The sequence below is a fragment of the Leeuwenhoekiella parthenopeia genome (assembly GCF_020782115.1).
Classification (GTDB): domain Bacteria; phylum Bacteroidota; class Bacteroidia; order Flavobacteriales; family Flavobacteriaceae; genus Leeuwenhoekiella; species Leeuwenhoekiella parthenopeia.
In genome coordinates this window covers 291,268-304,871 of the sequence record NZ_JAJGMW010000003.1, presented here as the reverse complement: position 1 = coordinate 304,871, position 13,604 = coordinate 291,268, and the positions used below count along the sequence as shown (strand labels likewise).

9 protein-coding genes are annotated in these 13,604 nt (G+C 39.2%); 2 read left to right on the top strand and 7 right to left on the bottom strand.

Going from position 1 to position 13,604, the window contains the following annotated elements:
• The first annotated feature begins 113 nt into the window (after positions 1-113).
• Together LLW17_RS04070 and LLW17_RS04065 are read left to right on the top strand one after the other, a co-directional pair.
• Positions 114-461: a hypothetical protein gene (locus LLW17_RS04070; RefSeq protein WP_228228983.1), complete on the top strand. Its 348-nt coding sequence runs from the start codon at positions 114-116 to the stop codon at positions 459-461.
• A gap of 9 nt (positions 462-470) precedes the next feature.
• Positions 471-1,115 (top strand): hypothetical protein, encoded by a 645-nt coding sequence (locus LLW17_RS04065; protein WP_228228982.1) that lies wholly within the window; start codon positions 471-473, stop codon positions 1,113-1,115.
• A 246-nt stretch (positions 1,116-1,361) separates the two neighbouring features.
• Here LLW17_RS04065 and LLW17_RS04060 read toward each other — a convergent pair whose 3' ends face one another.
• The 7 genes from LLW17_RS04060 to LLW17_RS04030 form a co-directional block, all read right to left on the bottom strand.
• Complete coding sequence (locus tag LLW17_RS04060) at positions 1,362-2,027, bottom strand: helix-turn-helix domain-containing protein (protein WP_228228981.1); 666 nt, start codon at positions 2,025-2,027, stop codon at positions 1,362-1,364.
• 1 nt (position 2,028) lies between these two features.
• Entirely contained in the window at positions 2,029-3,687 is a 1,659-nt protein-coding gene (locus LLW17_RS04055) for a tetratricopeptide repeat-containing sensor histidine kinase (RefSeq protein ID WP_228228980.1), read from the bottom strand.
• Between the two features lie 293 nt (positions 3,688-3,980).
• Complete coding sequence (locus LLW17_RS04050) at positions 3,981-4,379, bottom strand: hypothetical protein (RefSeq protein ID WP_228228979.1); 399 nt, start codon at positions 4,377-4,379, stop codon at positions 3,981-3,983.
• Between the two features lie 83 nt (positions 4,380-4,462).
• The gene (locus LLW17_RS04045; RefSeq protein ID WP_228228978.1) at positions 4,463-7,162 is read right to left on the bottom strand and encodes a PD-(D/E)XK nuclease family protein; all 2,700 of its coding nucleotides are present in this window, start codon (positions 7,160-7,162) and stop codon (positions 4,463-4,465) included.
• Positions 7,163-7,241: 79 nt separating this feature from the next.
• The gene (locus LLW17_RS04040) at positions 7,242-8,618 is read right to left on the bottom strand and encodes an OmpA family protein (RefSeq protein WP_228228977.1); all 1,377 of its coding nucleotides are present in this window, start codon (positions 8,616-8,618) and stop codon (positions 7,242-7,244) included.
• A gap of 146 nt (positions 8,619-8,764) precedes the next feature.
• A complete protein-coding gene (locus tag LLW17_RS04035; protein ID WP_228228976.1) occupies positions 8,765-10,141 on the bottom strand; it encodes an OmpA family protein in 1,377 nt (458 codons plus the stop codon).
• Positions 10,142-10,383: 242 nt separating this feature from the next.
• Positions 10,384-13,524 (bottom strand): UvrD-helicase domain-containing protein, encoded by a 3,141-nt coding sequence (locus LLW17_RS04030; protein WP_228228975.1) that lies wholly within the window; start codon positions 13,522-13,524, stop codon positions 10,384-10,386.
• Between the last annotated feature and the right edge of the window lie 80 nt (positions 13,525-13,604).

The following is a 13,604-nucleotide window of genomic DNA, read 5'->3' as shown; positions in this document are numbered from 1 at the left end:
CTCTTTGAGAGCTTCTAAAACCACTTTGGTCTTGAACTTGGGTGTGAATTTTCTTCGTGTCATAAAACAGTAAATTTAAAGTTATTTTGGAACTTAAATTACTGTCCTAATTTTTGGGGGATGCTCACTCAGAGGATATGGAGTTCTTGGATGTTTACAGACAATTAAATGAGCTGAAGCTATTCTATCTGGAAGAAGAGTCCTTTAAACTCAAACTTGAACAATTGTCGACAATTGAAGATGATACAGCTTTGTTAAGCCAGTTTTACATGGAAAATCAAGAGGTTTATAGCAATCACCTCTTTAAATTTTTTATTGAATACTATGATGAGGTTGGCTCAGATTGCATCAAAGTTTTTCTATTGTCAGATAATGAATGTATACGTGTAGAAGCAAGTTGCTTTTATAACACAATAACCTTTTCTGATGTATTTAAAAATACATTTTCACTTGAAAAATAATTCAAAAAAATGATTCAATTCAGAAAATTACACAGTGTTATTAATTTTTTAGTAGCTCTATTCACGTTAGTAATATTTATTTCGATCAGTTTTTTACTGGCAATTGGAATAGGAGAGGCCATATCTTTCCTATTAGCGAACTTTCAGTATTTTATATTGCTATTTTTAGGTTTAATTATCCTAGCTCTTAATTTGAAATTCTATTTTTCATTTAAGGATTTATCTCTTAAACCTAAGGAGAATTTTATAGATTTTCAATCTAAGAACATTATAACATTAGTTTTAATTGGACTTTTCATATTAGTTTACTTTTTCATTGAATGGGATATTAGGTCAGAAATACCATTTAGTAATATTTCGTTAGGCTACTTTTTTAGTTTTTGGATAACAACATATTTTGCTTGGAAAGTCTGGATAATTAATAGTGTTTATAATACAATTCCAAACCTTATTAAAAAGTTTGGAATAAAGGCTGACGAAAACTTATCTGAGATTCAGAATAATTATCCTTTAAAAGAGTTTAAAATTATCATCTATAAAAAGGAAAGATGGTATATACCCTTAAATATGAATTTCAACAGTAATATAGAGTCAAGAGCTTATGATTACCTTTTAAATTATAATAGTAAGAATGCATTAGGCGTAACTTACTAAGTGGACTCTTTGTAAAACCTCAGTAAAACATTACCTGATAAAAACTGCAAATAAAAGTTATTATCTGATAATGCAGATTGATGAAAAATTCTGTCAAGCCCTATAAATGCTACTAAAAGATAACATTTATTAAATTAAATACTATGACTGGCAGTCAAAAGGTCGTCGGTTCGAGCCCGATCTTCTCCACTTAGTTTAAACCCGATACATAAACTGTGTCGGGTTTTTTACGTTTAGGACTTAATCTTAAATAAGACCTAAATCTTTAACCACTGCGATAAGGTGGGTGGCATTTGTAGCCTTAAAATCGGTACGTAGTTTACTCAATCTCTTTTCGATAGAGCTGATTCCGTTAGGTTTGATAGTACGTTCCTTAAAGCGCTCGCTTATTTCGCGATTAGATAATCCCTTTGCGATAGCTTCAAGCAGCAGAATATCATACTCTTCAATATCGAGATTTTCCCGGCTTCCTAAAGCGGCAGCTACCTGTGGTGAGATATAGCGTTGACCATGATGTACTGCATTTAAAGCTTCAGCCATGTCTTCAAGACTTCTGCGACTTTTAAAGACATACGCGTTAATTTTTTGATCATCAAATAAAAGCCTGATGCGCTGCAGGCGCTCTTCCATAGAGAAAACAATGACTTTTAGGGGCTCTTCGAGCTTGCGTATGGCTGCTATAAGTTCGTCACCGCTATACAGATTTTGCTGGCGGTGATCCTGCTTAAAAGAAAGGTCTGCGATAAGCAGATCAAAGGGTTTTTCATCTTTTAAAGCCTTTATATACCGCAGGTATGCATCATCACAATATTCTGTAATCACGATCTCTTCAACTCCTGCTTCAAGAAGTTGTTGCTCAAAGCGTTGGGTGTTCCAAACCAGGTCTTCGGCGATCAAAACTTTTTTAAACATATTACACCAGTATTTGAACCTTGAGCCCCTTCCCGGGCTCGGGTTCAAAGCTAATGGTTCCATTTAATGAAAAAATACGGAATTCCATATTTTGGATACCATTTCCCTTTTTTATTTCATTTCCAAGGCCATTATCCTTAAATGTAATCTGTAATTTTTTGCCTTTTTCTTCAAAGCTTATCAGAGCCAGACTGGCCTTGCTGTGTTTTTTGGTATTGGTCATCAACTCGCCCAGAACCATATAGATGGCATCCTTTTTATTTTTGCTGAATTTTTCCCAATCAATTCCATTGAGATTACGGGTAATTACGTTGAAGTTTTCAGACTTATAGGAACTGAGCCTGCTCACCAACTGATCTTTGAAGTTGTTACCATCAATAAGCGGACTGTGATTTTTTGAAATATCCCGGGTTTCCAGATAAATCTTGTCCAGTTTTGCTAAAATATGGTCGGGTATGTTTTCGAGATTCTGCAGTTCAGAAATTACCTGAAAGGTGTCGTTTGCCAGACCGTCGTGCACTTTTTTTGAAATACTTGCCTCTGTTTTACGAATTGCATCAAGTTGTTTTTGCTTCTGTTTGAAATGAGAAAGGACACTAAAGCCCAAAATTACAACGACCCCGAGCACCAGTGTGAGCACATAAATGGTTTTTAACCGTTTTTCGCGATCACGCTCCAACAGGGCCAGTTGGGTTTGCCTTTGTTCTCTGGCCACGTCATATTTTAGAGCTGCATACTTATTTTGCCTTGTAAGTGCAGACTCTTTAAGGCTATCACTTAGGTATTTAAAACGCTCTATGTACTCAAGCGTATCCAGGTCTGCTATGAGACCTAAAGCTTCCAGTTCGTAAGCAGGATCTGGTATATACTTAGAGAGGGAATAGGCCTTTCTGGCATAATCAATAGCCGTAAGGGTATCGGGAACCTGTTTGTAGTAGCTACTGAGGTTTCTGTAATTAGAAAATATACCCAGAGTATCGTGAAGCTGCAGTCTTATGGCTAAAGATTGTTTAAGATGCATCAGGCTTTCTTCTTCTTGAGCCAGCAACTCGGTATAGCCCAGATTGTCTAATAAATCGCCCGCCAACCTGGTATACCGGGGTGTATTTGCACGATTCAGCGCATAGTTAAGCGTATCTATTGCGGTCTCGTAGTTTTTTTCGGCACGCAAAACTGCACTCATATTGATTAGCACATAAAGACTGTCTGAGGTGGTTTTGGCCAATTGGAGACTTCTGCCGTAGTAGGTTTTACTTTTTTCGTAATTCTCAAGGTTTGCATACAAAAGGCCCAACAGATTATAAATACGTGTTTTAATCACCTGAGTGTCGGCATCATTTTCTAGATCAAGAAGTTTTAAGGCTTCTACCGAAAGACTTTCACTGGAATTGTAGTCGCCAATTTTATATTCGGTGTTAGCGAGGACCTCAAGATTTAGTGCGGCCGCTATGGGTTTAGATTCCGAAAGATTTTTCTCATAATTCCTTTCAAAAAAATGGATAGCCCTATTAAAATCGCTCCCACCCTGAAGATCCATCAGCAGATCACTATAATAAGCCGAACTGTCAACGGTCTTTGCTTCGGGCTGCTGCGCATAAGAGCCGATAAAAAGCAGGGGAATAAGAAAAGCTAATAGAGATGAAAAAAACACGCACTTCATTCCTCTAAAATAGCTTTTATTTTAGTTCAAAAATTATTGAACCTTAGCCTTTAGCGGTGTTGAAGGTAGATGTGGAATGGGAATTTCCATTCCGTAACAGGTCTTTGGAGCAGCTGTTTCGTCGTTTGATTTTTACGGATTTCAGTAGAAAGTGCTGAAAATGAGCAAGAGGCAAAGTGCCGGATTTTTTTCTTAAGAGCACGGTCCTAAACAATGGAGTCTAAAAATCATTCTAAATAAAAAACCCCTTAGGTTAAAAAAAGGGGTTTTTCCTTTGATTTCTATGACTTAATCTATGCCGGGTTTTTGTTAAATAAAGGTTTTACGTGTGGCTTATTGATCTCAATAAGGGTAAATATTCCCAAAAGTATCCCTAAAATACCGGTGAAGCAGTTGAGTATTGAAACTACTGTGATAAACGTATGCTTACGCGTTTCGCCCAAATATTTTGCGGCCATAAAGGTAAGAATAGCAAATACAAGCATCACAACAAAGCCTATTCCCGAGAATACACCCAGAAACGTACCTACGTCAAATGGAGCGTTTTCAAGCTCACCCTGATTGATGTTAGTAAATATCATACTCACAAAAAAACCGTAGCCTGCAAAGAATAATGCCGCCAGAAGATTAAAGACTCCTTTAATTACCATGAGAATTTTAAAGGTGTTCAGGTTGTTAGGTTGTGTTTCCATTTTTTAAAATATAACAGGTTTATACCTATAAGTTATACTTCGGTGAAATTTGTTACACGAAGAATTTCGATTAAGTACTTGCTTTAAACCTCTTTCTCAATAAACGGAGTGTTTATGTCCAGAATTTCATCGATGAGCCTGTTTAAATAGACTTCAAAGGTCTCCAGCAGTTCAGGTGTTATGGAGGTCTCTTTAGACTCACTGAGTTTGAGAAATCCTCTTCCAAGATTTTTAAAGGAAATAATGCCCGCCTCAGCCTGCTCAGGAAGGCTTTTCTCTTTAGAAAGCATAAGCGCGTAGCAAAGCACCTGAAAAGCCTTGGATTGTTTCTTATAATCGGTAATAAGGGTTTCCCAGTCTTTGATGACCAGTTCACCGGCTTCAACCCTTCCTGTTTTATAGTCCAGAATACGCAATGTACCGTCTACACGGTCCATTCGGTCTACGGTACCTTTTAGTTTTAAGTCGGGTCTTATTTGGGTTTCAAACTTAAGTTCAAGACCGGTGATCAAAATTTCTGAGCCGGCCTCGAGCTGCGCAAGTTCGGCCTGTAAGAAATTGCGAACAAATTGCTTGGCAACATTAAAAATGATGAGGTTTTTACCCGTTTTGATATTCCCTATATTATAACAGAGCTCAAATTGACGGGATACTTCTGCATCGCATTGCTTCAGGAGATTTTGGAGAATCGCAGGTGAAAGCACCTCATTTAAATAGGGCTTGTACAGTTGCTCCAGACTTTCGTGAACAACGGTACCCAAGGTATTGTGAGCAATCGTATCTTCTACTTCTTCCAGCTCTTGAATACCCAGTACATATTTATAATAAAAATCAATGGGATTCCTGATGTACGTGGTAAGTGCCGATGGCGAAAACCCCGATCGCGCGTGTTTTTTGAGGCTTTCAATCAATTCCGGAGTTTTTGAGACTGCTTTGAGTTTGGGTGGTTCGATTTTTACAGAAGCCGAAGCGGTACTTTCAGAATAGTGATATAGTGCTTCAGAATCTGTTGCTAGTTGTAGTAAAAACCGACTCTTTTCGCCCGAATTAAGTCCGGAAGCTTCATTGTTGAAGAGCAAATGTGCTGTTTCGGCGCGTTGCAGCAATCTAAAAAAGTGATAGGCGTAGATAGCATCTTTCTCCCGGTATGTAGGCAGATTGTATTCAATCTTAAGATCGAAAGGAATGAAACTGTTCTGACTTTTCCCTGAAGGCAGCGTGCCTTCGTTAAGAGAAGTAATGATGACGTGCTTAAAATCGATCACACGCGATTCAAGAACGCCCATAATTTGTAATCCCTGATAAGGGTCTCCTTTAAAGTCAAGTGTTTCTTTTTGAAGCAAATCGCGGTAAAACTGTCTTAAGGTCTTTACCGTATTGAAATAGGGATAAGAGGCGTTTAGATCGCCAAGTTGATTGAAGAGGCGCTCAAAGGCGGCTAAAAACTCGAGTTCGATCCATTTTTGTTCAGCCTGCATAATCGCCTTAAGCTGGTCTATTAGGTTTAAACTCGCAGTAATTGCTGCTTGTGACGCATCTTTCCAGTCTTCAAAAAGCAGGTTTACAGCCTGGTTATGTGCTACCAGTTCCTGAGGTTTTAAATAAATGAGATTTTTGGAAGTGATTTTCGCTTTAAGTAGGTTTCTGGAGCCGCCCAGTAACGCAATGGCATAAGGTTGATCTAAAAGAGCAAGAACATCTTTATAATAATATTCTGAATCCCTTTTGTTGATCTGAAGCTGAAACCAGGTTTCAAAGAAGGCAGCCTGTGAGATCTGATCTAAAGAAAGCCCCATCGTGACATTTACCGTTTTCACCCCGGGAGGAAGGGAATTGAGCAGTGGCAGAAGAAGGCTCTCGTCTCCCAGCACTACTGCGGTATCATTAATATCATCGGGAGAAAAGCTTTCTAAAATTTGACCCACGTATTTGATCTGCCCTATATTTTGGGCAATACCGATAGATTTTATGGTTTTTGGAGTGTTGAAGTTGCTTTGTGCTTCAGGTAAAAGCGTACTGTTTGCTTTTAATTCAGACCATTCCTCAAGATATTTACTTATAAAGGTATGGGCTATGTGGTTTTGCCCGGTTCTGAAATAAGGATCTAAATCCCAGTAAATATGGGTTCCTTTGCGTTGTAGAAATGTTCTAATTAATTGCTGCTCGGCCCTGTTTAAAGCGTTGAAACCACAAAAGATATAATTATTTTGATCGTTATTTAAATAGCTTTCGATCCGGGAGACCGATTCTCTATAAAGCATGCCCTGATAGGCGATACCTTTTTCTATTAGATGTTTTGTAAATGCAGAATAATAGGTTTTTACCGACCTCCAGAATTTCAGATAATTTGAAATCAATTCAGTGGGTTGTTCTGTAGACCATTGGTTAAGCTCCTTTACGGCGCTTAAATAATCGAAAAAGGACTCCTGGGGTATGAGATGCCGGTCAATTTCATTAAAATCTCCTATGAGGGTCTGTGCCCAACCCAGAAAGCTTAGAAAATTCTCGGGTTCGTCTTCGGGGCATTCCCGTAGATAAACCTGATATAATTCTACCTGAAGCTGCGTAGACGATGCTGCTGTAAGCCCTGAGATATCCTCTATTAGCTCTTCAATACTTAAGGTTTTCGGAAGAAATGTAAATTGCCCCTCAAGATGTAGACGTAGCTTTTTTGTGAAGAATGCGCCTGCTCGCTTAGAAGGTAAGATTACAACTGTGTTTACAAGATTTTGAGAATGTCTGCTCAAAAAATCTGAAATAACCTCGTCTATAAATGTTGTCATAGGTCTAAAATAAAAAACGCCCTGATTAATCAGGGCGTTTTCTGTATTTAATAATTCAGATTTTACATCTGCTTATTTCTTACTTTAAAGTAAGTTTTACACGTCTGTTAAGTTGCATACCAGCAGCTGTAGTGTTAGGAGCGATAGGCTGCTCTTCACCGTAAGCTTTAATAGATAACTGGCTTCCGTTTACACCTTCTTTAGAAGTAAGGTAATCTACAACAGATTGAGCTCTTCTTTCAGAAAGATCCATGTTGTAAGCATTACTTGCACGGCTATCAGCGTGACCTTCTACTTCAAATTGAGCGTTAGGATATTGTTTAACGATCTCAGCGATACGATCTAGAGTCTCGTAAGAAGAAGTTCTGATGGTAGCTTTATCTGTATCGAAAAGAATACGACCAGCTTCACCGTTAAGTGTTTCAAGAACGCTAGCATCTACACCAGGACATCCGTCGTTAGCAGCAGTACCGGCAACATCTGGACACTTATCATCTTTGTCAAGAACACCGTCACCATCTCTGTCAGCATAAGGACAACCGTTGTTAGCAGCAGGACCAGCTTCGTTAGGACACTCATCTTCTGAGTCATTTACACCGTCACCGTCAGCATCAGGACAACCGTTAGTTGCAGCAGGACCAGCTACTTCAGGACAAGCATCTTCGTTATCAGCGATACCATCACCGTCAGTATCAGGACATCCGTTAAATTCTGGAAGACCAGCTACTTCAGGACAAGCATCTTCAGAGTCTTTGATTCCGTCACCGTCAGTATCAGGACATCCGTTAAACTCAGCTACACCTGGAGTTTCAGGACACTCATCGTCTTTGTCGTAGATACCATCACCGTCAGTATCAGTTCCGCCAAATACGAAACCTACACCAACTACGTGCTGCATGTGCTTAGTATAATGATCTTCGAAAGCGTGCTTGTAAGTTGAAGAGAAATCAAGGTTGATGTTATCACTTAACCAAAATTTGATACCTAAAGTTCCGTTAGCAGTACCGTGGCTAGGCATATCACCTACAAACACGTAACCACCACCTGCACCCAGGTAAGGATCAAACCAGCCACCTTCACCGTTGATAAGGTCACGAAGGCTATAGCTGAACATACCATCAATTGCATAGTAAGCTAAATCATCAGCAGGAGCATCTCCAAGCTTGTCAATTTTATTGATAGAACCTTGTACACCAAGAGCAAAACCACTACCAATGTAACGACCTACATATAAGGTAGAAACAGAAGGAAGAATATTCCAGTGATCTCTTTGGTTGAAAAATTCGTTGATAAAACCACCGGTAAATGGTCTGTTATCAGGGCTTACAGGATACGTATCAACTGCATTAACCCCAATACGAACACCCCACGGGTTGTTTTTGTCTTGAGCATTTGCTGTACTTAGACTCGCAAGAGCAAAAGCTGCAAATAAAAATAGTTTAGTAAGAGTTTTCATGTTAAGTAAGTAAAATTAAGTGTTAATCGAAAGCAAATGTAATTTGTTAAAATTAAGCAGCAAAGCCAAAATTAATAAAATTCAGTTAAGAGTGTTAAATTAGTTTTAGTGTGTTTTGACACTGCTGCTCAATAAGTTCTATGTTTTTAGTCAATTAAGGATATTTCTACCCTTCTGTTTTTCTGTCTTCCGGCTGCAGTTGCATTGGTTGCAACAGGTCTGGTTTCTCCAAAACCTTCTGATGAAAGTCTGCTTGCAGGTAAGCCCTGGCCTACTAAATAATCTTTTACAGAAGCTGCGCGCTCTTTAGAAAGATTCATGTTATAACTATCAGAACCCTGACTGTCGGTATGACCTTCAATAAGGAATTGGGTATTTGGATATTCTTTCATTGTTACTGCAACCGCATTTAAGGTTTCGTAAGATTCTTTACGTATTGTTGCTTTGTCCAGATCAAAAAGTACTGTTCTTACCTGTACATTAATCTCTTCCAATACAGCTACAGTCACTTCCGGACATCCGTTATTTGCAACGGTACCTGGCACAGTAGGACACTCATCGTCTTTATCTAACACACCATCATTATCCTGATCTTTATAAGGACATCCGTCATTTTCGGCAGGTCCTGCCTCATTCGGACAATTATCTTCTGAGTCTTTTACTCCGTCGCCATCAGCGTCAGGGCATCCATTAAGAGCAGCTAATCCTGCTGTCTCAGGACACTCATCATTAGGATCGGCTATACCGTCACCGTCAGAATCTGGACATCCGTTAAATTCTGGTAATCCGGCAACTTCAGGACACGCATCTTCACTGTCTTTAATTCCATCACCGTCAGAATCTGGACATCCGTTAAATTCGGCAAGTCCTGGTGTATCGGGGCATTCATCATCTTTATCGAAGATGCCATCACCGTCACTATCAGTTCCGCCAAAGGCAAAACCAATACCTGCAGTGTGTTGCATATGCTTAACATATCTATCTTCAAATGCATGTTTATAAGTAGAAGAGAGGTTTAAATTTATAGACTCTCCTAACCAGATTTTTAAACCTACGGTACCATTAGCGGTACCAAAACTGGGTTGATCGCCCACAAAGGTGTAACCACCACCAAGCCCTAAATAGGGATCAAACCATCCTCCTTCACCAAATAAAGCATCGCGGAAACTGTAAGTAAATATTCCGTCAATTGCATAGTAGGCCAAATCATCTGCAGGAGCATCGCCCAATTTGTCAATTTTATTTAAAGAACCTCTCACTCCCAAACTAAATCCACTACCTATATAACGTCCAACGTATAAAGTAGATAAAGATGGAAGTATATTCCAGTGATCTTCAGCGTTGTACATTTCGTTAGGAAAGCCCCCGGTGAAAGGTCTGTTGTCTTCACCTACCGGATAGGTATCTACAGCGTTTACACCAATACTAATATACCAGGGATTGTTTTTGTCCTGAGCAAATGATTGATCTGAAATAAGGATAGTAGTACACAGTGCAATGAAAAGGAAAATTCTATTGATCATAATGGTGTAGTTGATTCGGGGTAAAAGTAGTTTGTTAAAAAAACACGGCAAAGCTGCTTTTGATAAAGTTTTATTAAACATTTACGGCAGCTTTCAGGCAATTTACACGCTTTTTAGGATAAAATAGAATCAATCAGATTATCGGGAATTTGACTTAAAATATTGATAACCAAATTGTTAAATAGAAATTTATTGGTTTCAATTACTGAAGATTATATCCTTAAATACCCATTAACAGTCTGTTAAATTACTAGTAGTTTGGCATCGTCATTGAGATAGTACAGGGCTTTTTCTACCACCTCATAACCCAGTTTTTCAAGACTTTTGGCATAAAAAGCGAGTTGTTGATGGTGTGTTTCTTCCGGTTTTCCTGTTTTGTAGTCCAGCAAATAGATCTTATTATCCGGTGTTACTTCAATACGATCGGGTCTGATGAGCTCGGTATTCAGCTGAATAGCTCTTTCGTTTAAAATGAGATGTTGGGTATTAAAATAGCCTTTGGCTTGCAGGGTACTGATAAGCGTATAAAGCTGGTCTTTTAGTTCGGGTACAACCTCTGCGGGTAAAATTCCCTTAACCTGAGCCTTTTTTAAGGCGAGAGACACATCTTTCGGAAAATCAATTTGTGAAAGTAAATTATGAATGATATTACCGTAATCAATAGCTGCAGCACGCGGAGACTCCCTGATATCTAAATCCTGAATCACCATAGCTATACTGTGATCTTCCTTTGCCGAAGAAATCAACTTTAGTTCCTGAGCCCGACTTTCCTGCTCAATTCCATTTGAAATTCGTGCGGGACTGCCCAATGCCAGATGGTTCTTTTCAGAATCAAACGCAGTCTGAGCAGCTGCATAAGTATACAAAAGATCTGCAAAGGTATTTGCCTGGCCCGGGTTTTTAGGCTGAGTACTTAGTATGTGTAATTGCTCGATACTTCGCGTAAGTGCAACGTATAATATATTTAAACTGTCTAACTGCTGTTCACTGCGCCTGCTTTCGTACAAACGGGCGGTTTGCTCATTAAAATCCTTTAGTTTGCTGTTTTGATTAATCAGCAACGCATCAAAGCCGTCAAATTCGTCTTTATGGGGCAGGTACCAGTTGTAATTATCGGAGTTATTGGGATACAGTTCTGTATCTGCAAAAGGGTAGATGACCACCGGAAATTCAAGTCCTTTGGATTTATGTATGGTCATAATCTGTACCGCTTCAGATTTTGAAGGGGTGCTGATGCTCAACCGGTCTTTTCTAAGTTCCCACCAGTGCAGAAATTCGGGAAGGCCACCCAAATGTTTTTGAGAAAAATCGAAAATAGCATCTAAAAAGAACTGAATGTAAGCCCCGCCGCGATTGTTAAGGCCAAAGGATCTCACTATATATTCGGCTGATTCGTATAAGGGTAATGAACTGCAAAAGTTTAAATCAAAGCCGGAATCTTTGGGGAGAACAGCATCAAAAAGAGCCTGACCATTAAATTCCAAATACTTGGAAAAGAAGCCGTGCGTATCGGTAAGATCATAATTATGCGCCGCTATATATTCTAAAAGTTTAATCGCAATGGCTTTAGACTGTGGCTCTACGATATAATGCAGCAAATCTGCCATAAAAACCACTTCGGGAGCCTGAGCAAGCAGCAGGCTTTCGCTTGAAATCACCGCGATGTTTTCTTCCTGAAGTTTTTGAGCAATTTCAATTCCCTCACTATTCCTTCTAACCAGAATACACAAATCCCGAAGTTTAAATCCATTTTCGGTACAGGAGCGGATGGTTTTTACTACCTCTTCCAGATAACGTGGAGTGGTGTCGGCTTTTACACCACTCTCTACAAATGTAAGAGTAACATATCCTCCTGAGCGTGAATTGAGCTCCTGGGCGTTTCCGGTTTTGTAGATCGCATTGTAATCCGGGTTTTCAAAAACACCGGCGATCTCTGTGAAAAATGCATTATTGAATGTGATGATTTCAGAATAACTCCTGTAATTACGCGGAAGATTGTACACGTTTTTGTTTTCATTCTGAAAAGGATTCACTCCGCCGGCCAATGCAATAAACTGGTCGGCGTCACCACCACGCCAGCGGTAAATGGCTTGTTTGGGATCGCCTACCAGCATCAGACTGTTCAAATTTTCTTCCTGAGTATAGGTACTTATAGCATTGTCAATAAGCGGAATTAAATTTTGCCATTGCAGGCGAGAGGTGTCCTGAAACTCGTCAATGAAATAATTCTCGTAACGCTCGCCCAAACGTTCATAGATAAAAGGAGTAGGCTGATTGATGATCTGGCTGTTTATAAGCTGATTGAAATCTGAAATCAGCACGAGATTATTTTCTTCCTTTATTTGCTGAACTTCTTTGTTTATAGCCTGTAGAACCGAAAGTTGGGTGATTTTCTTATAAATTTCGGTATTTAGGCCATACTCCAGAATGTAGGATTTAATGATGTTAAAACGCGAAGCGATTTCACCGCTTATTCCATCTAAAATAGCTTTGATGGGTTCTTTCTGAGTTTTAGTATACAAAGGTTCATTCCCTAAATTCTGCACCCAATTGGTATTTAAATTTATGGATAGATCCCCTGAAGCCAGTTTGTGCAAGGCATTAGGCAGGGATTTTCGGGTAAAATGCGCGTCTTCCAGACCTTCCCCCGAGAAAAAATCAAGCATTGCCTGCGCAGAGCTGCTTATTTTTTCTTCCAGGCCTCTTAGTTTTTTGTGAATGCTTTTCTTTAATGCCGTAAAATCTTCCAGACTTTTAGACTCCAGCAGTTTTAGATAATTGAGGTCGTTTTCGCGAAGCAGTAATTTGCTGATTTCATAGAAGTCCCTGGTGATGTCCCAGCTTTTATCATCATCGGTTTTTTCAAGAGCATAATCGATAAGGATAGCAGTGATCTGGGCGTCACTACCCGTTTTATCGATAAGCCGGTCTACAGCCTGCTCAAGCACCTCTTGTGTATTAAGTTCGACTTCAAAGTTTTGAGGAATTTTTAAATCGTAAGCAAAGGTTCTGATGATGCGGTGGGTAAAGGTATCTATGGTTACCACGTCAAAAGAGGCAAAATCCTGAATGATATTTTTTAGCAGGCGTTTGGCTTTCTTCTGAATAACCTGACGCTCCAGGCCGGTTTCTTCTTCGACAGCCAGCAAAAGTGGAGTAGGACTTTTAAGAATCGAATCTTCACTAAATTCCTGAAGGCTTTCTACTATACGGGTCTTCATTTCGGCTACCGCCTTATTTGTAAACGTAATGGCCAAAATACGCCGGTACTTAAACTCATTAGAGCTTTTAAACAGAATCACCAGATAATTCTTAACGAGTGTAAATGTTTTTCCGGCACCTGCCGAAGCATTGTAGATTAAAAAGGCTGCTTCATTTTCCATAGGATGAAGATACTAATTCTGGCAGGCAAAGCAACTCAAATAAACGTTATAGCCTATAATCATCTAAACCTTAAGAGTAT

Excerpts from the sequence above, each read along its gene's own strand:
- LLW17_RS04060 (WP_228228981.1), bottom strand. The coding sequence starts at position 2,027 with ATGTTTAAAAAAGTTTTGATCGCCGAAGACCTGGTTTGGAACACCCAA.
- LLW17_RS04050 (WP_228228979.1), bottom strand. The coding sequence starts at position 4,379 with ATGGAAACACAACCTAACAACCTGAACACCTTTAAAATTCTCATGGTA.
- LLW17_RS04035 (WP_228228976.1), bottom strand. The coding sequence starts at position 10,141 with ATGATCAATAGAATTTTCCTTTTCATTGCACTGTGTACTACTATCCTT.
- LLW17_RS04030 (WP_228228975.1), bottom strand. The coding sequence starts at position 13,524 with ATGGAAAATGAAGCAGCCTTTTTAATCTACAATGCTTCGGCAGGTGCC.
- LLW17_RS04055 (WP_228228980.1), bottom strand. The coding sequence starts at position 3,687 with ATGAAGTGCGTGTTTTTTTCATCTCTATTAGCTTTTCTTATTCCCCTG.
- LLW17_RS04045 (WP_228228978.1), bottom strand. The coding sequence starts at position 7,162 with ATGACAACATTTATAGACGAGGTTATTTCAGATTTTTTGAGCAGACAT.
- LLW17_RS04040 (WP_228228977.1), bottom strand. The coding sequence starts at position 8,618 with ATGAAAACTCTTACTAAACTATTTTTATTTGCAGCTTTTGCTCTTGCG.
- LLW17_RS04065 (WP_228228982.1), top strand. The coding sequence starts at position 471 with ATGATTCAATTCAGAAAATTACACAGTGTTATTAATTTTTTAGTAGCT.